A 25,762-nucleotide genomic window follows, 5' to 3' on the forward strand; every position below is an offset into this window, starting at 1 on the left:
TGATGAATCATTTTTATACGAATGATTTTGTTAATGATTGGTATTTCTCAATAGCACACTGGTTGTCTATCTGTGGTTGAAATTCTTTCATCGGAAAGGATTTTTTTATCCCTTCGCGTCCTTCTGCCAGTGTTCCGAAACCTTTTGTTGCAACCATTTGCACGATGATATTGCCGATGGCGGTTGCTTCACCCGGTCCAGCCAGAACATTGATGCCGCAAGCATCCGCGGTCAATTGATTTAAGAAATCATTGTTCGAACCGCCTCCCACGATATGCAATTGAGTAATCGTGCGGTCAGTAATTTTCTCAAGCTTTTCGAGTTCCACCGCGTAACACAGAGCCAAACTGTCATATATACAACGTGCCAGCTCCCCTGCCGTCTTCGGTATTTTTTGGTCCACTTCTCGGCAATAAGACTGAATCTCTGTGATCATATTTTTAGGATTCATAAAACGCGAGTCATTGACATCGATTAAACTGACGAATGCTTCTTCTTGGCTCGCCAGTTCAGCCAACTCAGGATACGAATACTGATAATCCTGCATTCTAGCTACTTCTTGGATCAACCACATCCCCATAATATTTTTCAAGAAACGGATCGTCCCTTGAACACCCCACTCATTGGTGAAGTTTGCCTCAAACGCTTCTGGAGTCGAAATACCTTCTTCGATCTCCACGCCCATCAATGACCAAGTCCCTGAACTAATATAAGCCCAGTTGTCACCTTTGCCCGGTGTTCCTACAACGGCCGACGCCGTATCGTGAGAAGCAATCGTGATGAACGTCGCATCTGGCAAATCATATGTCGGAAATTTTTCTTTTAAGATCGGACCTAAGATAGTTCCCGGTTCTACCGGGTTCGGAAATAATTCTTTTACAACATCGATCGCTGTTAATACATCCTCATCAAGCTTCCTAGACTTCAAATTCATCAACTGCATGGTTGATGCATTGGTCTTTTCTAACACCGCTTGACCAGTCAGTACGTAGCCCAAATAATCCGGCATCAATAATAACTGTTTGGCGTGAGCCAATTTTTCCCGATCTTCCTTGAACAATTGGAAAACCGTATTGAATGGCTGAAGCTGAATTCCGGTTTTTTGATAAAGCATTTGCAATGAAAATTGCTGATCAAATTCTTCCATCGCCTGCTTTGTTCGATCATCGCGATAGCTGACAGGTTGACTTAATGCCTGACCCTGCTTGTCCAGCAAACAGTAATCAACACCCCAAGTGTCGATACCGACATAGCACTTTTCAACGCCGCGTTGCTTCACTTTTTCCAAGCCAATCAAAATTTCTTCAATCAAATGATCCGCGTTCCAATAGTCTGTGCCGCTATTATCAGAAAAACCATTTTTGAAGCGATGAACCTCTTCCAAAGAAATTTTGTTGAAGGGATTTTTTTCTGAAAGCATCAATCGTCCGCTTGATGCACCAATATCTACTGCTATATAGGTTTCCGTCATTTTGTTACCTCTTGGCCATGAGGCAGATCTTCAGTTGCTTCTTTTGCAGCTTCGACACTGTCTCCATAACGCTCTTTCGTAATTTGTTCTAATGTTTTCCCCTGTGTTTGCGGTGTCCATACGGTTCCAATCACTAATGATACAATCAGCAAACCGATCATAACTGTCCCAGCAACGGTAAAGCCTAAGCTGGCTAAGATCATAGGGAAGATGATTGACCAAACACCGCAACTGCCGCGAACTAAGAAGAACATGATTCCTTGTGCCCCGCCGCGGAATTTAGTTGGAAATAATTCTGACGCCCACAAAGCATAGAAGGCTTGGGCCCCAATCCCTGCTGAGAGTCCCCATAAAACTACGAAAACTCCTAAGCCTAACCAAGACATCCCAACGAAGGTTAAGACGACCCATGAAACTACCGCCATTAAAGCGCCTACAAAATAGAATTTACGTTGATCAACTTTGTCCCCTAATTTGGCAAAACCAAAATACGAACCAATTGAAGTCAAAATCCACAAAGCTGCTTGCAGCATATTAGCTTGCGAATTGGTCAATCCGCCGACTGTTTCATAAACAAATGGCATGAAGAATCCCATCGCACCTGCTACTAAGTTCCAAAATAAATACACGCCCACTAAGAATAGAACTGATTTTCTATTCACAACATTTGAAAACAGCTCTTTGTAAGGATGAGCCTTTTCTGTTGTTGCTGCTTGTCGCGCATTTTCTGCTTCCCAGTCTTTCGATTCTTCTAATTGACGTTGCAAAATCCAAGCAATCAGTGCAACTACTACTAACGAAACAAACAATAAACGACTTCCAAGCAGACCTAATGGTGCCAAAATTACACCTAGTGTGAAAATGATCGCAGGCCCTAATGACCAGGCCAATTGAGAGATGCCGATATTGTGTGCCCGTGAATCAGGGTGGGCCATTTCAGCAATATAAGACCATGATGCGGGAACTCCAGCACCAACAGACAATCCCATAATTAAAAATCCTGCTAAAAGCATCGGAAAATTCATTGCAAAAATAATAAACAATGCGCCGAACATATAAATCAATAAGTTATAGGTATAGATGAATTTTCGTCCATACTTATCCGATAAACGCCCGCCAATTAGCGCACCAATCGCGGCACCAAAAGCATTTGCACTCAATGCTCCTAATAATCCAACCGCGAAACTACTTAGACCAAAATGCTGAGCCCATAAGGTCAGCCCGCTCGCACCTGCTACGATACAGCCAGAATCCAAATAGTTCGTTAAAGAAACTGCAATCGTTTCTTTTTTTCCTCCACCGCTTTGTCCGCTCATGTCTTACTCGCTCCTTAAATTTATTTACATGTTTATTATCGGAATTTATGGTTGCGTTTTCAATGTCGTGGATATAGAATGATTGTGACGAAATTACAGGGATGTGTTGACATGCATAAAATCGTAAAAGACTATTTACAGAACCATAATCAAATCGAAGAGGCGCAATTAAATAAGAAAAAATTCGTGATTGATATCCCCTCAAGATCCTTTCAAACGGCAGAAGACAACATGGTTTTACTCAAAGAATACTTTCTAAAAAATAATTCGATTTACATCAGTAAGCACCCGCGGTTTGCTCCGTATCCAGAACACAGTCACCACTTTTTAGAATTGAATTATGTCTATTCAGGAAAATCTGTCCAGTATATCAATGGCAGACGCGAAGTGATCAAGCAAGGAGAAATTTTACTGCTCGATCGCGGCTCTTCTCATGCTTTAGGTGAACATGGAGAAGAGGACATTCTGATCAACATTATTTTCCCAAATGATAAAGTCGATATCGATTGGCTGTCTAGTTTGAATGATAAGAATAGTGTGCTCTTCAATTTCTTAGCTCAGACGATGGCGACCCGTTCACGAAAGGAATATTTGATTTTCCGCTGCTCCCAAAATGAGCATGTTCAAATGATCCTCGATCAAATGATCGATAAATATTTCACCGAACCGATCTTTGCGAATGAGATCATTTCTCTCTACATTCCGATTTTATTTACAGAATTGATTGGCAATTGCACCTATGATTTTTATGAAGAGAAAAAGGATAAGACCAACCATCAGGTCGTCATTGACACCTTAAAATTAATCGAAAAGGAGTATGCCAGCCTCTCTCTGGAAAACGCCGCTCAGCAACTCGGCTATAACAAGAACTATTTAAGCAATATCATTAAGAAAAAGACTGGCGAAACCTTTTCCGAACTACTATCAAAACAGCGAATGAAGCAGGCCAAGTTTCTAATTGAAGGCTCCACGCTGCCAATCAGCTCGATCGTTGAATTGGTGGGTCTCAAAAATCGCAGTCATTTTTACAAACAGTTTAAAGCGGCCTATGGCGAGCTGCCAAATACTTTCAGAGAAAATAAAAAATGAGCCACAGAATTTCTGTGACTCATTTTTTATAGTTTTGAACCGATCACTATTCCGATAAAGCTTAACAGTAACCCTAATCCATATGATCCAAGGAGATAGCGATAAAACATCGGCCGATCCTTTTTCCATAAGACAAACAATTCAAAATTATAGGTAGAAAAGGTCGTGTAACCGCCCATAATTCCCGTGCCTAAAAATAAATAGACTGGATCAGACAGATGGAGACCAAAGAAAATTCCTAATAGCAAGCTTCCAGTCAAGTTGATGAAAAAAGTCGCTCTCGGCAGACGTTTGGTCTGAGGTTCAAAATAATTATTCAAAGTAAAGCGCAGCAGGGCTCCAATTGCGGCACCGCTGCCTGCCAATAATGTCTCGATCATGGCTCTACCACCTTTCTGTGATAGATCGCTTCACCGAGCACGGTCATAGCCAAGCCGCCGATAAATGACAGCAGCAGGTAAAGAAAAGCGAATCCGATTTGTCCCGCCTGTACTAATTTCATCGTGTCTAAAGCAAACGAAGAGAACGTCGTCAGGGCTCCGCAGAATCCAACGCCCATCCCCAAAACTAAACGAGCGGAAACATCGCTATCATTCAAAATATGTTTGACGATCCAACTAAAGATGAAACAGCCTAATAAGTTAACCAGCAGCGTTCCTAATGGAAACCCGCCTACCGCCGGAATCCAAACGCCTAACCAATAGCGCGCGGTCCCTCCGACAAATGCAAAAAGTGCAATGACCAAGTAGTCTAACATATATTTCAACTCCATTTATTTCATTCTTTCTCACTATAAAACGATTGATTTGAAGTTGCAAATAATACTTTCTTTTTCATCAATTGTTTTCAAAAAGTGCTAAACTAAGACTATCTTGGAAAAAGTGAGGGTTATGTATGAAAGGTATCATTTTTGATTTTAACGGGACAATGTTCATGGATTCTGATCTCCATGAAGCCGCTTGGCTATATTTACTCCAAAAATATTCAGAGAAAGAATTGACTGAGGAAGACATTTTAAAGAATCTTCACGGCAAAACCAACGACGTGATTTTACGCAACTTTATTTCAAAGGATCTGACCGATGAAGAGGTTCAAAAATTATCTGATGAAAAAGAGACTTTCTATCGCAAATCAGTTCTAGAAAGTTCTAACCATAAAGATTTTACAAAAGGCCTGCGAGATGTGCTAGATTACTTGAAGGCAAACGACATTCCTATGACGATTGCTTCGGCATCACCGAAGATCAACATGGATTTCTATTTCGACTACTTAAATCTAGGCAATTGGTTCGATTACGACCAGATGGTTTGCCATACTGGCAGTTTCCCCGGAAAACCCGCGCCAGATATTTTCCTGATCGCAGCAGAAAAAATCGGTGTTGAGCCAAAAAACTGTCTGGTAATCGAAGACTCCTATTCTGGATTACAAGCTGCTCACAATGCTAAGATCGGTACGATCGTAGCCATTGATCCCGATGGAAAAAACCGTGCCGTTCTTGAAGCCGAGGGTCTAGCAAAAGATGGCGTCATTGAAAATTTCACAACATTCATCTCCGACTATTTGAAATAAAAAAAACCGCAACGATAGAAAATCGTTGCGGCTTTCTTTTTTTCTTTTTAGACGATTTTTGCTCCTAAAGTATTCTTGAAATGATTCAACGCCCAAGTATGCCCTGTTGCATCAAAACTTGCGACAGCCTTTTCTGGGATTATCAATTGATACCCCAAGTTGTAGGCATCCACAGCAGTATGCAAGACACAAATATCTGTACAAACCCCTGTCAAACAAAGTTCTGTAATACCGCGTTCGCGTAACCGAATGTCTAGGTCCGTCCCGCTGAAGGCTGAATAATGACGCTTGTCAATCCAATAAACATTTTTCTTCGCTTGATTTGCTTGATAAAAATCAGCCAGCGAACCATATAAATCACGACCGCTCGTTCCGATCACATTATGCGGCGGGAAAAGTCTATTTTCGGGATGGTATTGATCACTGGGATCATGCCCATCAATCGCGAACACGATGAAATCACCTTGTTGAAAGTAACTTTCAGTCATAGCGACGATCTCTTGCTCAATTGCCTGACCCGCTTCCCCTGTGGTCAGCTTGCCGTCAGTTGCTACAAAATCATTAGTATAGTCAATCGAAAGTAATGCACGCATGAAATGTTCCTCCTCATTATTCAGTTCTTCATTGCTATTGTTTCATTTCAAGAAGTAAATCGGGTAAGTAACAAATTAGTTAGACTAAGTGATTTACAAATTCAATCACTAATTGTGCAGATAATGTTCCTGTACGATTAACAAATTCTTCGTGTGTTTCTGTTGCTTCGCTGTCAGCCGTGTCGCTGATTGCTCGCACGATCAAGAATGGAATGCCAAATTGAGCAGCCGTATGCCCAATTGCTGCCCCTTCCATTTCAACAGCCAGCGCATCAGGAAATGCCGCTTTAATCTCATAAATTTTTGATGGGCTGCTGACAAAGGTATCGCCTGAAACGATCAAACCAACATGTGCGGATTGATTCATTTTTTTGCTGGCTTCCAGCATCTCACCTTTTAAGTATGTTGAGCCTTCATAGTAAAGAGGCATCCCGGGAACTTGTCCAATTTCATAGCCAAACGTCGTCGCATCCACATCAAAATAGGCAACTTTGTCTGCAATAACTAAATCCCCGATTGAAAGACCCGTTCCGATTCCGCCAGCGGTTCCCGTGTTGATGACCATATTGACCTTATATTGTTGAATCAAAACAGAAGTCGTGATCGAAGCCAAAACTTTTCCGATCCCTGATTGCACAACAATCACTTCATGATTGCCCAGACTTCCAGAAATGAACAATGCGCCTGATTGCTCCCAAGATAATGGATGTTCCAAGCTTTCTCGTAATGCTTTAACTTCTGGTTCCATGGCACCGATAATACCGATTTTCATAATCATTCTCCTAGTTCAATTAATAAAATTATTTTTAGTTAAATACATTCGATGACTCCTACGTGTTTCGCTAAATAAAACACATCCGTCCGTTTAATGCATAACTAAATAAAGAATACAGCTAACATTACCACGATCAAAAGTAATAGAACAAAAATAATCGCCTTATTTAGTATACTACCACGTTCTTTTTGTTTCACGCGTTCACTGCTGCGAGACTTCGTGACTGGTTTATTCTTCTTTAATTCTTTGCGATAAACGTTACTGATTTCTTTCTCTCTTTTTTCATACGTTCGTTCAGCAGCTTTTCGTTGTTCCTCTGCCAACCGCTCTTGCTCTTCTTTTCGTTTTCGCAATTCACTGCGCGTCACCAGGGGTGATTGGCTCATGCGTGATCCTCTCCTTATTCATATAAATGTATTCATTTTTCTTGAGGAAAAATGAGTCTGATTTTCATGCCGTATATCATTCCTCTATACTTTGCCTGACGTTTTTAAACAAATCAGAACATTTTGATATCCAATCCAATGATCCTACTAAAAGAGGAACTGACATCCTTATTCTTATAAATGTATTCATTTTTCTTGAGGAAAAATAAGTCTGATTTTCATGCCGTATATCATTCCTCTATACTTTGCCTGACGTTTTTAGACAAATCAGAACATTTTGATATCCAATTCAATGATCCTACTAAAAGAGGAACTGACATCCTTATTCTTATAAATGTATTCATTTTTCTTGAGGAAAAATGAGTCTGATTTTCATGCCGTATAAATAGATAACCTTTAGGAATTGGCTTGTTTATTTTTTAATTGCAGCAATTCCCAATAATTTACTGCGAAAATGGTCTTCGCATCGCAAATCAATCCATCTTGGATCGCTTGTTTTGCTTCTTCCATCGTTAACTCGTAAAGTTCTAAAACCTCATCGTCATCTTGCGGTCGCGGATTTTCAACTTTGACCAAATCGGTCGCCGCGTAAATGTATAATTTCTCGTTTGAAAATCCTGGTGATAAATACATTTCATTTATGTACGTTAATTTTTCGGTACGATAGCCCGTTTCTTCTTCTAATTCACGCATCGCTGTTTTTTCTGGATGCTGACCTTCGCCGGGATCAATTTTTCCAGCAGGAATTTCCATGACAACCTTTTCTAGCGGTTTCCGAAATTGTTTGACCATGATCATTTTATTTTCTTTAGTGATGGGAATGATTCCAACGCCCCCATGATGGAAAACTAACTCCCTCTTAGAAGTTCCGCCCATTGGCAAGGCGACATCATCCAAATAAACATCAATGATCTTTCCTTTAAACAATTCTTTCCGTTCAATTGTCTTCTCTTCAAAATCTTTATACTCTAACATTACGACACCTTTCCCCCTTTTTCCTATCAAGAAATTAATTTTTCAAGTCGTATACCATCCCAAGAGTTTCTTAAAACTTTTCAGCCTAATTACGTAACCTATCTTCTCCCAATAATAGCTGCAAAAATGGCCTTGGCAGCCCGAGTAGCTGTAGCCCGACGGTTCTGCCTTATTGTATCACAGAAAATTCTTATGTTTTTTCTAAATCTGAAAAATCCATCTTTAGTCCGATACTATTTCTATAGAAATTCATGCTATGATGAGCGTGTAAAGAAATCAAGTAATTTGAATGAATAATGTGATGGGTTATTACTAGACTAGGAGGATTATTATGCGAAGTAAAATATTCCCAATCATCATCGCAGCAATCGGCATCCTCTCCTTTTTTGAAGGGGACTTCGGCGATTATATCGTCTTTTTAATGTTGGTCGTTGGCTTTTGGTTGATCTATCGTGGATTTAAAGGAAGAAAAGTACGTCCACAGAAAAAAGAGGAATTACCATTTCTGACAAAAGAAAAAGAAGACTACTATAAAAAATTGGGTATGAGCGAACGCGAGATCGAATTGTTCCGTGAAACAATGAATATTTCTAAGCAGCAAGTTTTATCTTTGCAGCAAAATATTCAAAAGAATGCCAAATTGAAAGCAATCGATTTACGGCATGACATGCTGAAGGCAACGAAAGCATTATTCAAAGAACTCGTAAAAGAACCAACTCGTTTACCTGAAGCCAGCCAATTTCTTTATACGCATCTTCCAAACATTGTTGATTTGACTGATAATTATGTAGAAATCAATGGACATGAGGTCAAGTCAAAAGAAGTTTATGGTAAACTAGAAGAAAGCGCTCAGATCATTGATCAAATGGCTGATTTAATCGTGAAAGATTATCAACAATTCGTTTCTGAAGACTTAGATGATATGGATGTTGAAATTTCAATCGCGAAAAAAAATCTTGACCACGATCCTGATTTGTCCACAAAATAAAAAAACAAAAATAGCTAAACAAAAAAATCTAGCTTAAGCTAGATTTTTTTCGAACAGGAGGACTCACAGTGGAACCAGAAAATAACTCACAAACCAAACCAGTAGACAGTACGTTAGACGATCTACTAAGCAACCCATTTGGCACCGATGCTTTAACCCCCGTTCAACAACAAGAAATCTCCCACTTGCAATCACAAGAACAGGCCGATCGCTTAGTGGATAAATTACCAGCCGAACGACAAGCACAAGCGCGAGAGCTATCGAAGAAAATCGATGTCAATGACTCGCAAGCCGTTATCAGTTACGGTGCGACTGCTCAAACCAAGTTGAGCGAATTCTCTCAATCAATGTTGAATTCAGTCTCTTCACAGGATATCGGTCCTGTCGGTGATTCATTGAATCAGCTGATGTACCGTCTGAATGAAGCCAATCCCGATGAACTACGCGTTGGCGAAGGCAATATTTTCCAAAAAATGTTCGGTAAAGTGAAACAATCGATATATGAGATTACTACGAAATACCAAAAAATTGGTGCTCAAATCGATAAAATCGCTACAAAATTGAACGTTGAAAAAGATGGATTGTTAAGAGATAACCAAATGTTGGAAACTCTCTATTCCAAAAACAAAGACTACTTTGATGCGTTAAATATTTATATCGCTGCAGCCGAATTGAAGATCGAAGAAATGAAGCTGACAACGATTCCTGAAGCAACCGAAAAAGCCAAAGCTTCCGGCGATCAAATGGACGTTCAAATCGTCAATGACTATACACAATTTTTGGACCGTTTAGACAAACGAACGTACGATTTAAAACTGGCACGTCAAATCACAATCCAGCAAGCACCGCAAATTCGTTTGATCCAAAATACGAACCAAGCGTTGGCTGAAAAGATCCAAGCCTCAATCAACACGGCGATTCCTTTATGGAAAAACCAAGTGGCGATCGCTTTGACATTATTACGTCAAAAAGATGCTTCTACAGCACAACGTCAAGTATCTGAAACAACCAATGATCTACTAAAGAAAAATTCAGAAATGTTGAAGATTTCAACGATCGAGACCGCCAAAGAAAACGAACGCGGTATCGTCGATCTAGATACATTACAACAAACACAAAACGACCTAGTCGAAACACTGGAAGAAACGTTGCGGATTCAAAAAGAAGGCCGCGAACGCCGCCAAGCAGCCGAGATCGAAATCGGTCATATGGAAAACGACTTAAAACAAAAACTAATGGAAATAAATTCCGGACAATAAAAAAAAGTTCGCACACCATCAGGTGTGCGAACTTTTTTATGCTTTCATATATCCTAATACGACACCGCCGACAATGATTAGCAGACAGCCGATAATGACATAATACAATTCTTTTTTAGTTTTGCGTTCGCCCAGCAGGAAGATTCCTCCCAATGTCGAAATAATGATCCCCATCTGAGATAATGAGAAACCAATCGCTAAACCGATATTTTGGACACTCAACAGCATACAGACATTCCCGATCCCCCACAATAAACCAGAGGCCATATTCCGCCATACATACCGATCAACTTTCGTTTTACGGAATGCGAAGAAACTGGCACCAACCAGCATACCGATACTTTGCGGTAAAATAATCGCTAACGGATCAAGCCCAGCCCAAGTGATGATAATCGTATAGACACCATAGCCAAAGGTTGAGAAAATCAATGCACGTAAACCTTTGCCGAAGTTTAACATGCTGTCGTCGGTTTGTACGCCGCTATCATCATCTTTGCGTGCCGTTAAATACGCACCTAAGACCAGTAAAGCTAACGCAATAAAACCTAAGACAAAATCTTTCGTCTTGGTCCATTCATGAAAGAACACTGCACCGGCGACGGTATTCAAAATTAATTGAAACCCGGTTGAGATCGGCAAGCCGACCGACACTCCCATGAATTTCATCCCGTGGAACTGACCGTTTTGTCCAACTGACCAAAAGAGACCTGACAAAAAACCAATTAATAAAATCCAACTACTCATTGCCGGTTGAACGATAAAATAGGTCACTAACGCAAAAACGAAAGCACCCATCGTCATTCCTAAGGTTTGCTGATTGGCGTCTCCGCCTAATTTCCCGCTCACCAAAGCAATGCTTCCCCATGCTACCATCGGTATTAGGGCAATCAAAATACTCATAAACTTACTCCCTTCAATTCACAACTGGAACAGTTTAGCGAAAAAAAGGAATTTTGGCAATCAAAAACTGAAAATTTACCGTTCTTCATGATAATAATCTAATCGAGGGAAAAATAAGGTCATCGTCGTTCCCTCATTCATCGTTGACTCTGCTGATAAAACCACGCCAAGCTTCTCTGCTAAGGTTTTAGCTAAATACAAACCGAGTCCGGTAGAATGCTGCTGCGCCTTGCGACCATTTTCACCAGTAAAACCTTTATCAAAAATCCGCCCTAAATCCTCTGGCGGAATGCCCATACCGTTGTCTTTTAAGATCAACGCAACACCGCCGCTTTTCGTCTCAAAGCTGATATTGATCTGACCATGATCGGGCGTATATTTAATCGCGTTGCTCAATAATTGCCGGAAGATGAACTCGATCCATTTGGCATCCGTCAGAACTTTGGCATCCTCTTCAGCCAAAGTCAGCTGCAAGTTTTTTTGGATAAAGTAGTTCGCCTGACTGCGTATAATCGGTTGAATAATTTTTTTCAAAGAATACTCTTGAATCAAATAGTCATTCACAAATTCATCCGAACGAGAATAATATAAAATCTGCTCGACATATTCATCGATTTGCTGGACCTCATTTTGCAGCAGAACAAATTTATCATCTGGAATATCAAATTCAATCGAATTCAAAATCAGATCCACCGCTGCCAACGGCACCTTGATCTCATGAATCCACGAATCTAAATAATCCTTCTGATCTTTTTGGCTATTTAATAATTGCTCCATCATTGAGTGATGTTCTCGAACTTGCTGGTTCACGTATTCTTGAATCATACGTTCTTCGTTGTTCGTCGCGGCCTCGACAAAATGTTGGAGATGGGAATCTTCTTCAGCATTAAAAGCCTTATACCATTTTTTTCGCCGATAATAATCAATTGTGAAAAAAAGAAAGACCAAAAACAATTGCAGGATCAATAAATAGCCGAGATTATCCCAAAAATTATGCAGATCCGGTGTCAACCAAACCATAAAGATCAACAGTAAACTCAACACCGCCCAGCCCAATAAGACGAGCAATCGATCTTTTAAATACTTAACAAATGTCATACTTACTCCTTTTTGATCATAGATGATTTCACGAAATTATCAAGCTATCAGATATAGTGGCTTTAACATTATGGAACAATATACCCCTGTCCAACTTTCGTTTGAATATAATCATCAATTCCCGCTTGCTCGATCTTGCGGCGCAGACGATTAATATTTACCGTCAATGTATTATCATCCACGAAACGTTCGTCATCCCACAGCGCCCGCAATAATTTGTCACGGCTTAATATTTTGCCGTGCTGCTTCATCAAAATGAATAATAAGCGGTATTCGTTTTTGCTGAGGTCCACAACTTCTTCCTTAATAGTCATGCTGCTGTTGTCGATATTCAAGGTGATGCCGTTATGTTCCAGCTCCTCACCGCTTTCGGCGTAGTTATAAGAGCGGCGCAATAAGGCATTGATTTTTGCTACCAAAATATCAACTTGGAACGGCTTCGTAATATAGTCATCCGCACCCATATTCATCGCCATGATTTGATCCATGTTAGTGTTTCGGGAAGAAATAAAAATAATCGGAACCTTGGAAACCTCACGAATTTTTTGACACCAATAATAACCGTCAAAGACCGGTAGATTAATATCCAACAAAACAAGCTGTGGCGCAATCTGTTCAAACTCCTCAAAGACTTGATTAAAGTCCGTTGTTTGGTAAACGTCGAATCTCCATTTCGTTAATTCCTCACCGATCAATTGACGAATCACCGCTTCGTCTTCAACGATCATGATTTTTGCCATTGTATTCCTCCGCTTTCTTCTATTTATCTGACTTCACGAACCAGCCTAAATATAATAGGCCGGTTCGCAACGTCATTTTTACCATCATATCAAAGAACCGGTAAAAACTGAAAGACGATCCTTATTAAATTAATTTTTAGTAAAATCAATAAAGCCTAGATTGTCATCAATCATGCCGCCTTCACCTGATAAGCTAAAGGTACTTAAACGCGGATTAAATTTGATGCGCATTTCTGCTTGCAAATCTTCTTTTGAATAGCCCTTGATCCAAAAATCACCGATCTCTGATGGGATTTTTTCATCGTAATCGGCTTTTTCCATCTCATTTGAAATGACGTTAATGGAGAATTGCGTTTGCATATGGATCATGGCGTGTTGCGAATAGGGTCCTACGCCATCTTCAAACGTTAGCAACAAAATTTTATCTGCCCCTAAGTGTGCGGAAAGTCTTTCTTTGGCTGCTTCATCTAGTGTAATATTCATAACTATCTCTCCTAACTCGTTTTAGTAGATCCTTTTCTTAAAAAAATAGTTCCCAGGTTTTTACTCTTACCTCTGACAAATTCCAATCGCTCAAGTCTTCAAAATTTGGACTGAGAGAAAGCCCCTTCATCTGATTCTTATCATCAGACGAAGAGGCTCATTTTGCAAGTATTCTTACTTATTTAATTGCTGATTAAGTTTAGTTAAATCAATTTGCGAATCCTGCGCTAAAAGTTTGCGGAAGATCGGTAATTGTTTTTGAATCTGACCGGTTTGATCATTTTCCACCTGCATGACTAATAAAGGTTCATGCAAACTCAAACGCAGCAGCATCCAGCCTTTTCCATAAGGATCATTCACAGAGAAACGCACACCTTCTTGGTTTTCAGGATTTTCTGAGAAACCAGTTTGCTGCGGCAATTCTTTACGGAATTTTTCGATCATTTTTTGACCCGCTTCTTTGTAATCCTCGCCTGCAATCGTATAGCGAATTTCCAAAGTTTCCAACGGTTGTTCTAACTCTGCCATCAAATCGGTCAGCTCACGCTGCTCTTCTTTTAATTTTGGCAGCAGCATCAACACCTTCGCGATCACATACGCACCATCGTCTAAGAAATAATTTTCTTTAAAGGCTGCGTGAGAACTAGTTTCGATCGCCAGCTGACAATCAATCCCCTCTTCATTTAATTCGATCGCTTTGTTGATGACATTCCGATAGCCTGAAATGTAACGATATTGTTTACCGCCTTTTTCCTCAATAAAGCGTTTCAAGTGATCTGATGTTGGAGAGTTGGTAACAATCGTGCTGCCAGAGTATTCTTTTAATACGATCGCCGATAACACAGCGATCAAATTATTCCGATTGATCATTTGCCCATCTTTCGACACGATCGCTGAACGATCGACATCTGTATCAAAAATCACGCCAAGATCGGCTTGGTTATCCAGCACAGCCTGCTTGATACTTGCCATCGCTTCTTTATTATCAGGGTTTGGAATATGATTTGGAAAATTGCCGTCAGGCTCTAAAAACTGTGAACCGTTAATATCGGCACCCAAAACTGCCAAAACCTTATCCGCGAAATATCCTCCGGCGCCATTTCCAGCATCGACGACAATTTTCATGCCCTTCAATGGCTGTTCACTACCGCTGCCGCGTTGGATTTTTTCAACAAGATCGGCTGCATAACGAGATAATAAGTCCGCTTGCTTCACACTTCCAACCGCTTTTTCACCAGCTTCAGTATGAGTCAAAATATAGGCGATATCACTTTTTTCCGCTCCGCCAGTTTGACTGAAGATCTTGATGCCATTGAAATAAAATGGCAAATGACTAGCTGTCAGCATAATCCCGGCATCACAAGCAAACTCTTCAAATTGCGTCGCCATAAATAGTGCTGGTGTCGTGGCCAAGCCAAAATCCAACACTTCACAGCCAGCTGATTCAAAAACTCCTATCATTGCAGTTTTTAGTTCTGGTCCGGTCAAGCGGCTATCATGTCCGATCCCAATCTTGAACGGACGCTCCACACCCTTGTCTGCTAACCAATTAAGAATTCCCTGAGCGATTAATTGAACTTCTTCTGTCCCTAAATTCTTTACTTTATCCTCAGCTGTGATAGCGATTCCACGAATATCTGAACCGTTTTGCAATTTTGTTAACTCCATTGATCATTTCCTCCTTATGCATATTAATGTGTTTATTCTTTTCAGCTTACCTTTATACTGCGTACCATCCAACTACGTGATATTTCGATGCACTTTCTATTTCACTAATTAACCAGTCTGAGAAAAGTTGGACTGGCTTACTTCCATTCTACTTTTAGTCTATTATACCAAAAATCCCGAAAAAGAAAGCCTTTTCGGGAAAGTTTTATTCATTTAAGTAAATTTTACTATTTTAAATAACTCGTGACTGCGGGTTCTTTTTTGCCTCGCGTTTCTTTTGCCAGCGAATTCGCCAATCGACCAATTTATCCATTACAAAGGTCAATCCCTTGAATAACCAATAAATTCCAAAGGTCAAAGGAATAACGAAAAACAAATTACGATTCCAAAGCTTATCAAAATCGAAGAATGTTCTAAAGAATAGATAACAACTTAGATAAGCGCTGCTCAAAACTGCAATCAACGCAATTTTCTTCTTATCCAGAGGGAATGAAACCTTATACAAGACCAGCAAACCAACGCAACCAGTTAAAAAGACCGACATTGTCGATGTCGCTTGATAATCTAACTCAAACAAAACATCAGCCAATTGAATAATCATTACGGCACTAACGACCGTCAAAGCTCCTGGCAAGGAGACTCGTAAAATATTATTCAAGAAATCCCCTTTGATTCGTTCATAACTTGGTTTCAATGCCAAGAAGAAGGAAGGAATTCCCACCGTTAACGCATTGATCGGTGTCAATTGGACTGGTTCAAAGGGATACGGACTTGCGATGATCATAAAGATGACCGCCAACATTAACGAATAGATCGTTTTGACTAAATACATAGAAGCAACACGTTCAATATTATTGATCACGCGGCGCCCTTCATTCAAAACATTTTGCATCCGGGCGAAATCGGAATCCAATAAAATGACATCCGACGCGGCCCGTGCAGCACTACTTCCGTTAGCCATGGCAACGCCAATATCGGCTTCTCGCAAAGCAAGTACATCGTTAACGCCATCACCTGTCATACAGACTGTGTGATTTATTTTTAATGCTCGAATCAGAGATTGCTTTTGTTTTGGGGTAACACGGCCAAAGACCGTCGTGTGATTGACTAACGCCGTATAATCAATCGGTTCATCTAAACTAGACATATCGACAAACGTCTCGGCGTTTTTAATTCCGGCTTTTTGCGCGATTTTTGAAACGGTCAGCGGATGATCTCCTGAAATAACCTTCAACTCCACATCTTGTTGGGCGAAATAGCCAAATGTCGTCCGTGCATTTTCCCGTAAATTATCCGAGATAATCAACGTTGCAAGCAGACGCGGCTCATAGGTCATTTCTTCCTCCAACATTCCTGGATACTCTACTAATACAAGTACCCGCTGCCCAGCCTCCAAATAAGGCTGAAGCTTATTCTGCAGCTCGTCCGACATATTCTTAAATATAAATTCTGGTGCACCGAAAGCAAAGCTCCCTTGATCCTTAAATGTTGCCCCGCTCCATTTGCGTGCTGATGAAAAGGGAACAATTTTTTCTGCTTGCCAATCGTCAGCAGGTGGAAAAGCTTCACGTAAAGCTTTTGCCGTCGCGTTCTGATCTTTTAAATGATGCAGTAACGCGCCCATGATCGTGTGTAATCGATCGTCTGAGATATCTTCCAATAATGCATTTTCAAATTTCAACGTTCCATCAGTGATCGTACCAGTCTTATCCAAACAGATCACATCGACTCGAGCCAGAGTTTCGATCGAAGGTAAAGCTTGAACCAAAACTTTTTTTCGAGCTAAATTTGCCGCACCGACCGCAAAGGCCACGCTTGTCAACAGCATCAAGCCTTCTGGAATCATACTAACCAATGCAGCAACGGTTCCTAAAACCGCTTGTTTGATTGAATCTGATGCCTGATACTGACTATAAAAAAGACCTAATCCGACTGGGATGATGACGATCGTTAAGACAGCGATCATCCGGCTCAGTACTTTAGTTAATTCTGAACTGCCGGTTTTCTTCGTTTTCGCTTCACTAGTTAATTGTTCGGCAAAATTATCTTTCCCTACAGCCGTTCCTTGATAAAAACATTCGCCCGCTGTCACAAAGCTTCCGCTGAACAGCTTATCTTGCTTGTTTTTTTGTACGCGATCCGCTTCACCTGTCAGTAATGACTCGTCCACTTCTACGCCAGCTCCAGCTAGTAAACTGCCGTCGACCGGCACCTGATCGCCATTTTGCAAATAGAGAATATCCCCTAAAACGATTTCCTCTTGATCGATCTGCTGCAAGCGGTCATCCCTCAATACAACTGCCTTGGTTTTAGCCAAGACCGATAATTTATCGATCGTGTGTTTTGCCCGCAGCTCTTGAATGATCCCGATTAATGTGTTGATGACTACTACTCCGAAAAACAATGTATTCTTCGGCGAACCTACTAGCAATACCAGTACTGCCAATACCAAATTAAGAATATTAAAAATATTGATCGTATTCTCTTTAATAATTTCCTTGTCGGACTTCAATAAATTGTCTTCCACTTGATTGATCTGACCTTGTTCCGTTTTTCGCTGAACCTCCGAATTGGTTAATCCTTTTAGTTCTGCTGGAATCTCGACTTCATCAAAATTTTCTTCCACCGTTTGAACTTCTTCTTTTTTCTTCATCCGGTTTCACCCCATCTCATTTGTAACAAACGCTGTTTTTACAGCGAAAAATGTATTTATTACTCTATGTTTATCTTACCACGACTTGCATTTTAAGTCGGTGTTGAGCATTGAAAGCTATCATCTCTTAAACTATTTATGGATAAACAAAAAAGCCGCAGCAAGCCGCGACTCATTTTTGAACAGAATAAACGTAATGGGGCATGGTGACTCCGCGATAATGTTTAACGAATTCGCCGCTGCGAGTCATTCCATTTCGTTCGGCGACTTTTTGCGAAGCTGTATTTGTATCACGAATGATCGAAAAGACTTCTTCCGCGTTTAATTGCTCAAAAGCATATTTTTTACAGGCCTCGGCTGCTTCGATTGCATATCCGTGATGCCAAAATGCTCGTTGAAATAAGTAGCCGATCTCTAAAACCTTCTGACCAGCAAAATCTTGCCAAGTCAATCCACATTGCCCAATCATTTCATTGGTTTCTTTTAAAACGACCGCCCACAGACCAAAGCCCTCGCGTCGATAATTATCAAGCTGTTTCTCTAACCAGCTTTGAACCTCCGTATCATCGAAAGCTCCTTCATAAGCAACCATCGTTTGTTCATCCTGCAGAATTTTACTCAGTGAATCCAGATCCGATTGCTGCAATTCACGCAAGTAAAGTCTTGCTGTTTCGATAATCATTCACTGCCTCCTAACATGACCCAACAAAAAACATGCCGCAGGTAAACCGCGACATGTTTGGTTTTAAATATCTTTCGGTACGTAAAAACTGCGATTATCCATTCCAAAAATACGCTCGGTGTACGTTCCCGGATCTGTATTTTTTACAGCGCTGGAAATCATTTGCATCGATGCATCGATGTTATCGATTTGATGTAAAATCTCTGCTTCCATGATACGCGGCCGTACAGGTGAACCGTACTCTAACAATCCGTGATGAGACAAGACCATATGACGCAAAATCACGACATCTTCGTCCGCATCATCGATCTTCAATTCGGCACAGGCTTTGGTAATTTCTTCATCCACTAAAACTAGATGGCCGACCAGATTTCCGACTACTGTATATTCGGTCGAAGAAGGACCCGTCAACTCGATTACTTTACCTAGATCATGAATGATGATCCCTGCGTATAGCAATGAAGCATTTAATTGCGGATACTCTTTCGCGATCGCTTTGCCTAGTCGCAGCATCGTTAATGTATGGAAAGCCAAACCGCCGGCAAATGCGTGGTGATTTCTTTTGGCTGCTGGAAACTCGAAAAATTCTTTTTGATATTTATTCAATAAGAAACGAACGATTCGATTCCAATGCGCATTGGTAATCTCGAACAGCGTTTGATTGATTTCTTCTTCCATCTCTTCGCGTTTGATTGGTGCGCGCTCCATATACAACGCAGGATCATTTGGTTCCTCTGGTTTTGTGGTACGAAGATGAATGATCTTCACTTGCGGATTGCCTTGATACATTTCTCGCTTACCATTCAATAAAACGACTTGTCCGGCTCTATAACGCTTGATTTCTTCTTCGGACGCGTCCCAAAATTTACCATCGACCGTTCCAGAAGTATCTTGGAAAGTAAACGCGATAAATTTTTTGCCGTTTTTAGCTAAACGAACATCGGCATTTTTGATCAATACATACATTTCAAATTGCTCATCGACCGTTAATTCTTTGATTTTTTTCATCGTTGGACTCCCTTCAATTCCCAGACTGGCTGGTGAAGCTCTTGGTAATAGCTTACCATTTCTTGGTCAGATGACAAACAAATGACCTGATAATTTTGACTAAATTGCTGTAATAATTTAGCAAATTGATATTTCCGCTGATGATCGTAGTGCAGCCAGCCATCGTCAATGATTACCGGACATAGCGGATGTTTCTGCTGCAAGGCCAAATAAGCAAAACGAAAGGCCATCATCACCTGATCTTTGGTTCCCGTCGAAAGATTATAAAGACTCAGCTGATCAACGGTCAAAAGACCTTCCGAAAAGTCTAAACGGCTATGCGCATTGTTCGTCAACTCTTGGAAATAGCTTGTCGCCTGTTTCAGGAGTTCCGGTAATTGCTGCTCCGATAATTCTGTCGCGATGTCTTGCAGCAGTTGATTCTCCAACTTAGCCACCGCGTAATCTGAAGTCAATTTTTCTACCAGCGCCCGTTGCTGACTGACTTGCTGATAAAGATTATCCAGCGTCCCGTCAGCCTGCATTTGTTGAATTTGCAAGCGTGAACGCTGCTCTTGTTCCTGTGATTGATGGAGCTGCTGTTCACCCGTCTGAATCTCCTGTTGTAAGATACGTAAGGCATCATCAATTTCTGCCAGTGTCGTTTCTTTTTCAAACAACGGAGCGACGCTCTCGGTTAATTCGTTCAAACGCTGCTGTTTTTGTTTCACTTCTGCTTCTCGTTGTAAAAATGCTGGGATCTCTGATGGGTACGCCAGCCGGAATTTTTCTAATAATGATTGCTGCTGGGTTAAAAGCTGTTGCTGCTGCTTCTGTGTTTCGTGAATCCGCTGCTGCAGGACGGTATTTTCTTGGTAGGTCTGAGCAAAACGAATCTGCTCCATCTCTTTGGCAAATTGTTCCAAAATCCGCAATTTATCCGACAGACTTTTTTCCTGCAATGGCAGCCATTCTGCTAAAAACTCAAAGCGCTGTTCTTGCTGCATCAATTTTTGCCGCAAATCTAATTGACGTTGTTGCAATTCTTTATTCGTCTGAAGCTGCGCTAAATAATTTTGCGCACGTTGGTTTTCTTGGACTACCGCAAACTCATTCCCAGCTTCGGATAAGTTTCTTTGCCGTAATTCCTTTTGAATTTGATCAAACAGATGCTGTACCTTACGCTGACTTTGTGTGGTTTTTTCGGACAGCTCTGCGACTTGTCCTTCATAAACATCCATTTGTCCCAACTTCTCTTGCCAAGCATCCTTATCCGCGGGTTTGTTTTGCCTCAGCACACCGCCGATCACACAAGCGACTGCTGCCGCCAGCACAATATAGCGCAAAGGTACCGGCAATAAGAAGGCCAGTACTAATCCTACCCCTGCTGCGATAAACAACCATGGGGGATTCTTTTTATGATTGAAGAGTTCTGGATGTTTCTGTTCGTAGTCATTCAAGCCGGCTTCTGCTTGATCTCGTTGTTCTTTGACTAATCCTAATCGAATCTTTTGCTCCGCCAAAGCTTTTTGCTGTACCTGCAGCGGCTCAAAAAGTTTTTGGATCGCTTGTTCATCTGCAAATGGTCGCGGCGGATTTTGCTGCCACCCTGTTGGTGTATCCTTCGTTTGGGCCAATTTGACGGCAATCCGCTGATCCTCATCCAACATTCGGGTGATCGCTACTTTTTCATCTGCTAATTGCTGGATACGCGTTTCATTTTCTAAATAGAAGTAATAACGCGCAGATTCCTGATTCCCGCTATGTTGCTGAAGTGCCGCATGTAATTTTTCCTGTTCCTTCATTAATTGTTGATATTCCTGATAAAAGGTTTGGAGTTCCGTTTGTTCAGCGTCACTGGCCAGCAAATGCAGATCCATTTTTTGTAACTCTAAGAATTCCGCATAGCCTGACCAATTCAAGCGTTGTTGTTCGAAAGTCAATCGCTGTTCTTGCAGCTGTCGATTTCTAGCCGCCTGCTGTGTTACTTGCAGTTTTTCTTCATCCGCTTGACGAACTAACTGCTGAAAGCTGGCTTCTTGCGCTTCCTTCTCCTTAATCTTCTGCTGCAAATCCTGATAATTTTGCAGCGCCTGATTTAAAGGTTGTTTGCGGCCGCGCGGCCGATAAATTCCTTCATAATTATTCTTCAATTGTATCCGCTGCTCAAATAATTCATTGCTGCCGGATAATCCTAAAGAAATCAGCGCTTCATGTAAATTCTCTTCACTTAATGTATCTAGCTGCTGCAGCTGTTCTTGTTGAAAAGTGAAAACTTGCCGGAAAAGCTGCAGATTCAATGGATAAAGAATCTTTTCCAGCAGCTCTTCTTCTCCTTGCTGCCCATCCTCAAGCCAAACTTTGGCCTTGCCTTTATTTTTTGCCTTGTAGCGCTCGATCGTCACCGATCCATAAGTCGGATGAACAATAATTAAGCGACCACCAAATCCACTGCCGTCATTTGGTGTGTAATCTTGTCCTTTTTTTCGTTTTGTAGGGAAGCCGAATAAAATCGCTTGGATAAATTGATAGAGCGTCGATTTCCCGGCCTCATTCAACCCGTAAACCAATTGGTTTTTCGCCTCAAACAAAAAAATTTGCTGACGCCACTTGCCAAAACTCGTGATTTCCGCTTTTTTAATCCACATCGGCGTCCCTCCTAAATCGATAACTCTGAGTCATTTTTTCTTTTAACGATGCTACAGTATCCACTCTGAACTCTCGGTGCATCAAGCTATGCAGTTGAGGATTTTGTTCCAACTCGGCCAATAACTCACTAAAAATTTCCGGTGTTTGATACGTCGTGACTAGCTGGTCAACTAGATCCTTATCTACTGCAAGATATGGCCGTTCTGTCGGTTGTTCGGCTAATGTCAATTGCCATAGAAAAATATCCTGTGAGACTTCCTCCTGCAAGGCTTCCAAAAGTTCTCCTGAAGCTACTTGATAAGCCAGTTCTTCGCCCAAACCTTCCGTGTCGCTAAATTCTAAATGCAATAGAGTCGGCAGATCCGCAGACAAGTTCCGCACTAAAGGAAAAAGTTCACGCGGTTGACGAATGTTCTTCAAAGAAACGATTCGTTTTTCCCAGCGAATCACTTCAACTGGGATTTTCTTAGGAACCAACAGATTGCCTTCACTTTCAACCAAGGTCACACCAGCCAAATTTGTTTCTTTTTGCGTATGACCCTGCGGCGTACCAGGATAGATCACAAAAGGACGTTCCGCTAAAACTTGCGGTACATGAATATGCCCTAATGCCCAATAATCGTATCCTTTTGCTGACAACTCCGTTAATTGAAACGGTGCATATGGCATCTGTCCGCCATGATACATCCCAATCTGAAAATCAACGGCACCCTTATACGGAAATTTTTCACTCATCGCTGTTTCAATTGTCGGATGCTGGTAGCTAAAACTTGTAATGGCGATCTTTTCGCCCGCTTTTGTAACAAAATTCTTTGTCTCCACCTGTTCATCAACGAATAATTGAATATTATCTGGAAAAGCAAACCAATAACGTTCGGCTTGATAAAAATCATGATTGCCAAAATTCATAAAAACGGGAATTCCCGCTTCATTTAATCGCGCCATTTCTTGGAAGAAATAGCGTTGCGTCTTTAACGTGGGGCGATTCTGATGAAAGGTGTCCCCAGCCAATAAAATGAAATCGACCGCTTGTTCAATCGCATGATCAACGATCTTTTGCAGCATTTTTTGGTTGGCTGTCAGCACGTGCTTTTGAAAATGCTCAGGCACACTTGTCAGACCTTCAAAAGAGCGATCCAAATGCAGATCAGCCGCGTGTAGAAATTTCATTTTCTTTCCTCCTAATCAGCGCGTTAGTTTTTAATAGAACTTCTCTTTATTGAAAAATGAAAAGAAATCATCATTCCAATCCCGTATATTTTACCATAAAAAAACGAAAACTTGTTCGTGTTTCTATGAATCTTCCTGCTGTTTATTCAAAAAAAAGAAAGAAAAGACAGCTTAAATTAGGTCTGCTTAGTTCTTTTCAAAATGTTTCACCAAGATGGTTTGATGAATGTTGATATTGCCTATTGACCGAGTATTATCCCTCGTCAAGACAGCGCAAATAGTATAAACTATTGCTGTAAAAAGAGAGGGTGCTTGGATGAATAAGGACGAGTTAATCAAAAAGGCTAAAGAATTAATGAACGAAGGCAATTTTGATAAAGCCAAAGAGTTTGTTGAGATGCACAAAGATGACCTTGGCGAGTATTATGAAAAAGCTAAGGCATTACTAGCATCTGATAAAATCGATGGTTTAATGGATAAATTCAAAAAATTCTTTTAACAAAAAAAGTTAGAAACGCCGCTCATTTAAGTCGCCGTTTCTAACTTTTTTATTCCATCTGATTCAGCACTTCATAAATGTGATCTGATGCTTGTCCCAAAGACTGAACCTGATTGGTGTTCGCTAATAGAATGATATATGTCAGTCCAGTATGGGTAAAGGTATTGATTGTATTAAAACCGCCCAGAACCCCATGACTGGAATAGCTGCCCGGATTCACATAAAAACCCATTCCATACGTTGAAGAACTGCCCGCAGTCATCATCTTGCTTTTTTCAACATCATTGATTAATTTTCCTTGCATCAATGCCTGATCAAATAGATAGAAATCTGTTGCGGTCGTATAGATATCTCCTGCACCGAATAATTGTGTAAGATTTGGCAGCTGCGCCTTTTCTAAACGGCCATTCTTTTCTCGATAGCTTTCTGCCAAGTTGCTTGTTGGCGTATCGCTTTGATAAAAATTCGTATTCTGCATATTCGCCGGTTTGAAAATATGTTCTTGAATGTATTCTTCAGTATTTTGCTGACTAACCAATTGGATAATATAAGCCAGTACAGCATAGTTACTATCTGAATAGTGCCAAGTCCCAACCGCTGAATTGCTGCCGGCCGCCTCGATTTCCTGGATAATCTGCTGCGGGAGAATCTCTTTGCTTCCCTCAGTACGGCCAGTCAGTCCGCTCGTGTGATTAAGTAAATTCTTCAAGGTGATTTGCTGCCCATTAGGAAAATCTTTTATATAGTTTGTGACAGGGTCTTCAACCTTCAGCTTTCCCGCCTGTTCTAATTGTAAGATCGCTGTCGCGATAATAGCCTTTTGCGCGGAACCAATATAATAACGAGTTTCCGGAGTATTTTTCAACTGTTTCTCCTGATCGGCCAATCCGTACGACTGATTAAGAATCACCTGACCTTTGCGAACGACTAAAGCAGTCCCTGAAAAATGCTGGTTCGCTAAATAAGTATCCAACTCTTGATTAGCGGTTACTGGTAAAACGACGGCTGCCTTTTTCTCGGGCGTTGTTTCCGATGTTTCTGTTTGCTTAGTTTTCTTTTTCGATGAAGTCGTTGTCGACTCGATTTTTGTTTTCGGTGCTTTCTTAGCGTGGAAGTCCAGCGATTGCATATGCCATGCTAGCAAACAGCCTGCCAACAGCAGCAGTATCCCGCCGCCTCCAATAACAATTTTTTTCATCCTTTATTCGCCATCCTTATGGCTTGAAGTATAGCAATTTTCTAAAGAAAAAACTGCGATTTATTCTTATCTATCATTTTTATTCGTGTCTTGTAAGATTTTTGTAAGATAGTTCTTTTTATAGAAATCATTTTTTTGAAATCTACTAAAAATGAGATCGATTTGGAATTATTCCTTTACTTACAACAAAAATGAACATGCAAAAAGCTGCGACGCAAATTTGCATCGCAGCTTCTAATTCTAATTAACCTTCGTATAATTCACGGATTGGCGTCATGATAATACGGTTCAAGTCATTGATGATTACGCTGAAAGCTTGTTCTTTCACCATTAATTCATTGATCAATTCTTCTTGTTGAACCTTTTCAGCTAATCCTTGTGCTTGAGCAGCATCTTCATCGCTGAAGTCTTCACCGCGCATTTGTTTTTCTTGCAGGCTTTGTTGGAAAGCTTGAAAGTCTTTAAAAGCAGCATAAGCTGTTTCATTTTTCTTTAATTCTGCAAAAGCTTCTTCTAGTGATTTAAATTCTGGTAGTTCACGGATTTCGCGTTCCAATCCGTTCGCTGAATCGTAAATGTTTGCCATTTTTTTATTCCCTCATTTTCTATAAAAG

General features: G+C 40.8%; 25 protein-coding genes. 5 read left to right on the top strand and 20 right to left on the bottom strand.

Going from position 1 to position 25,762, the window contains the following annotated elements; translation table 11 throughout:
• Positions 1 to 13: 13 nt before the first annotated feature.
• On the bottom strand, positions 14 to 1,471 hold the full coding sequence (rhaB, locus tag PGP85_RS16215) for a rhamnulokinase (RefSeq protein WP_010741048.1): 1,458 nt from the start codon (positions 1,469 to 1,471) through the stop codon (positions 14 to 16).
• Complete coding sequence (locus PGP85_RS16220; RefSeq protein ID WP_010741049.1) at positions 1,468 to 2,787, bottom strand: MFS transporter; 1,320 nt, start codon at positions 2,785 to 2,787, stop codon at positions 1,468 to 1,470. The genes rhaB and PGP85_RS16220 overlap by 4 nt, the downstream gene beginning before the upstream one ends.
• A gap of 111 nt (positions 2,788 to 2,898) precedes the next feature.
• Here PGP85_RS16220 and PGP85_RS16225 point away from each other — a divergent pair, with 111 nt between their 5' ends.
• Complete coding sequence (locus tag PGP85_RS16225; protein ID WP_034709332.1) at positions 2,899 to 3,876, top strand: AraC family transcriptional regulator; 978 nt, start codon at positions 2,899 to 2,901, stop codon at positions 3,874 to 3,876.
• A 26-nt stretch (positions 3,877 to 3,902) separates the two neighbouring features.
• On the opposite strand, the gene PGP85_RS16230 is transcribed toward PGP85_RS16225, so the two are convergent.
• Together PGP85_RS16230 and crcB are read right to left on the bottom strand one after the other, a co-directional pair.
• Entirely contained in the window at positions 3,903 to 4,256 is a 354-nt protein-coding gene (locus PGP85_RS16230; protein ID WP_270328456.1) for a CrcB family protein, read from the bottom strand.
• Positions 4,253 to 4,633, bottom strand: coding sequence for a fluoride efflux transporter CrcB (crcB, locus tag PGP85_RS16235; RefSeq protein ID WP_010741052.1), 381 nt, complete (start codon positions 4,631 to 4,633; stop codon positions 4,253 to 4,255). Before crcB ends, PGP85_RS16230 begins: the two co-directional genes overlap by 4 nt.
• A gap of 137 nt (positions 4,634 to 4,770) precedes the next feature.
• Between crcB and PGP85_RS16240 the strand changes: the two genes are divergently transcribed.
• Positions 4,771 to 5,445 carry an HAD family hydrolase gene (locus tag PGP85_RS16240; protein ID WP_010741053.1) on the top strand — a complete coding sequence of 225 codons (675 nt, stop codon included), beginning with the start codon at positions 4,771 to 4,773 and terminating at the stop codon, positions 5,443 to 5,445.
• Positions 5,446 to 5,492: 47 nt separating this feature from the next.
• On the opposite strand, the gene PGP85_RS16245 is transcribed toward PGP85_RS16240, so the two are convergent.
• The 4 genes from PGP85_RS16245 to PGP85_RS16260 all read right to left on the bottom strand — a co-directional run bounded on the left by PGP85_RS16245 (position 5,493) and on the right by PGP85_RS16260 (position 8,174).
• Positions 5,493 to 6,038, bottom strand: a complete 546-nt coding sequence (locus tag PGP85_RS16245) for a cysteine hydrolase family protein (protein ID WP_010741054.1) — start codon at positions 6,036 to 6,038, stop codon at positions 5,493 to 5,495.
• A gap of 79 nt (positions 6,039 to 6,117) precedes the next feature.
• Positions 6,118 to 6,810 (bottom strand): 5'-methylthioadenosine/adenosylhomocysteine nucleosidase, encoded by a 693-nt coding sequence (locus PGP85_RS16250; protein WP_010741055.1) that lies wholly within the window; start codon positions 6,808 to 6,810, stop codon positions 6,118 to 6,120.
• A 104-nt stretch (positions 6,811 to 6,914) separates the two neighbouring features.
• Positions 6,915 to 7,199 (bottom strand): cell wall synthase accessory phosphoprotein MacP, encoded by a 285-nt coding sequence (gene macP / locus PGP85_RS16255; RefSeq protein ID WP_010741056.1) that lies wholly within the window; start codon positions 7,197 to 7,199, stop codon positions 6,915 to 6,917.
• A 396-nt stretch (positions 7,200 to 7,595) separates the two neighbouring features.
• A complete protein-coding gene (locus PGP85_RS16260; RefSeq protein ID WP_270328457.1) occupies positions 7,596 to 8,174 on the bottom strand; it encodes an NUDIX hydrolase in 579 nt (192 codons plus the stop codon).
• A gap of 331 nt (positions 8,175 to 8,505) precedes the next feature.
• Between PGP85_RS16260 and PGP85_RS16265 the strand changes: the two genes are divergently transcribed.
• Entirely contained in the window at positions 8,506 to 9,162 is a 657-nt protein-coding gene (locus PGP85_RS16265; RefSeq protein WP_010741058.1) for a 5-bromo-4-chloroindolyl phosphate hydrolysis family protein, read from the top strand.
• Positions 9,163 to 9,230: 68 nt separating this feature from the next.
• Entirely contained in the window at positions 9,231 to 10,421 is a 1,191-nt protein-coding gene (locus PGP85_RS16270; RefSeq protein WP_010741059.1) for a toxic anion resistance protein, read from the top strand.
• A 36-nt stretch (positions 10,422 to 10,457) separates the two neighbouring features.
• On the opposite strand, the gene PGP85_RS16275 is transcribed toward PGP85_RS16270, so the two are convergent.
• The 10 genes from PGP85_RS16275 to PGP85_RS16320 all read right to left on the bottom strand — a co-directional run bounded on the left by PGP85_RS16275 (position 10,458) and on the right by PGP85_RS16320 (position 23,451).
• Positions 10,458 to 11,321 (bottom strand): GRP family sugar transporter, encoded by an 864-nt coding sequence (locus PGP85_RS16275; protein WP_010741060.1) that lies wholly within the window; start codon positions 11,319 to 11,321, stop codon positions 10,458 to 10,460.
• A gap of 75 nt (positions 11,322 to 11,396) precedes the next feature.
• On the bottom strand, positions 11,397 to 12,419 hold the full coding sequence (sapS, locus tag PGP85_RS16280; protein WP_010741061.1) for a two-component system sensor histidine kinase SapS: 1,023 nt from the start codon (positions 12,417 to 12,419) through the stop codon (positions 11,397 to 11,399).
• Positions 12,420 to 12,487: 68 nt separating this feature from the next.
• A complete protein-coding gene (sapR, locus tag PGP85_RS16285) occupies positions 12,488 to 13,159 on the bottom strand; it encodes a two-component system response regulator SapR (RefSeq protein ID WP_010741062.1) in 672 nt (223 codons plus the stop codon).
• 129 nt (positions 13,160 to 13,288) lie between these two features.
• The gene (locus PGP85_RS16290; RefSeq protein WP_010741063.1) at positions 13,289 to 13,642 is read right to left on the bottom strand and encodes an iron-sulfur cluster biosynthesis family protein; all 354 of its coding nucleotides are present in this window, start codon (positions 13,640 to 13,642) and stop codon (positions 13,289 to 13,291) included.
• 174 nt (positions 13,643 to 13,816) lie between these two features.
• Positions 13,817 to 15,310, bottom strand: coding sequence for a phosphohexomutase domain-containing protein (locus tag PGP85_RS16295; RefSeq protein WP_270328458.1), 1,494 nt, complete (start codon positions 15,308 to 15,310; stop codon positions 13,817 to 13,819).
• Positions 15,311 to 15,542: 232 nt separating this feature from the next.
• Entirely contained in the window at positions 15,543 to 17,963 is a 2,421-nt protein-coding gene (locus PGP85_RS16300; protein ID WP_270328459.1) for an HAD-IC family P-type ATPase, read from the bottom strand.
• Positions 17,964 to 18,135: 172 nt separating this feature from the next.
• Positions 18,136 to 18,645 carry a GNAT family N-acetyltransferase gene (locus tag PGP85_RS16305; RefSeq protein WP_270328460.1) on the bottom strand — a complete coding sequence of 170 codons (510 nt, stop codon included), beginning with the start codon at positions 18,643 to 18,645 and terminating at the stop codon, positions 18,136 to 18,138.
• 63 nt (positions 18,646 to 18,708) lie between these two features.
• Entirely contained in the window at positions 18,709 to 19,653 is a 945-nt protein-coding gene (locus tag PGP85_RS16310) for a 3'-5' exoribonuclease YhaM family protein (RefSeq protein ID WP_010741067.1), read from the bottom strand.
• Positions 19,650 to 22,280: an ATP-binding protein gene (locus PGP85_RS16315; protein WP_270328461.1), complete on the bottom strand. Its 2,631-nt coding sequence runs from the start codon at positions 22,278 to 22,280 to the stop codon at positions 19,650 to 19,652. Before PGP85_RS16315 ends, PGP85_RS16310 begins: the two co-directional genes overlap by 4 nt.
• Positions 22,270 to 23,451, bottom strand: coding sequence for a metallophosphoesterase family protein (locus PGP85_RS16320; protein ID WP_270328462.1), 1,182 nt, complete (start codon positions 23,449 to 23,451; stop codon positions 22,270 to 22,272). The genes PGP85_RS16315 and PGP85_RS16320 overlap by 11 nt, the downstream gene beginning before the upstream one ends.
• Before the next feature lie 316 nt (positions 23,452 to 23,767).
• Here PGP85_RS16320 and PGP85_RS16325 point away from each other — a divergent pair, with 316 nt between their 5' ends.
• On the top strand, positions 23,768 to 23,950 hold the full coding sequence (locus tag PGP85_RS16325; RefSeq protein WP_010741070.1) for a hypothetical protein: 183 nt from the start codon (positions 23,768 to 23,770) through the stop codon (positions 23,948 to 23,950).
• 49 nt (positions 23,951 to 23,999) lie between these two features.
• On the opposite strand, the gene PGP85_RS16330 is transcribed toward PGP85_RS16325, so the two are convergent.
• Both PGP85_RS16330 and PGP85_RS16335 read right to left on the bottom strand, forming a co-directional pair.
• Complete coding sequence (locus PGP85_RS16330) at positions 24,000 to 25,148, bottom strand: serine hydrolase domain-containing protein (RefSeq protein ID WP_270328463.1); 1,149 nt, start codon at positions 25,146 to 25,148, stop codon at positions 24,000 to 24,002.
• Positions 25,149 to 25,392: 244 nt separating this feature from the next.
• Positions 25,393 to 25,734 (bottom strand): YlbF family regulator, encoded by a 342-nt coding sequence (locus tag PGP85_RS16335; protein ID WP_010741072.1) that lies wholly within the window; start codon positions 25,732 to 25,734, stop codon positions 25,393 to 25,395.
• Positions 25,735 to 25,762: the final 28 nt, after the last annotated feature.

It is taken from the genome of Enterococcus malodoratus (assembly GCF_027659535.1).
In the GTDB taxonomy this organism is placed as follows: Bacteria; Bacillota; Bacilli; order Lactobacillales; family Enterococcaceae; genus Enterococcus_A; species Enterococcus_A malodoratus.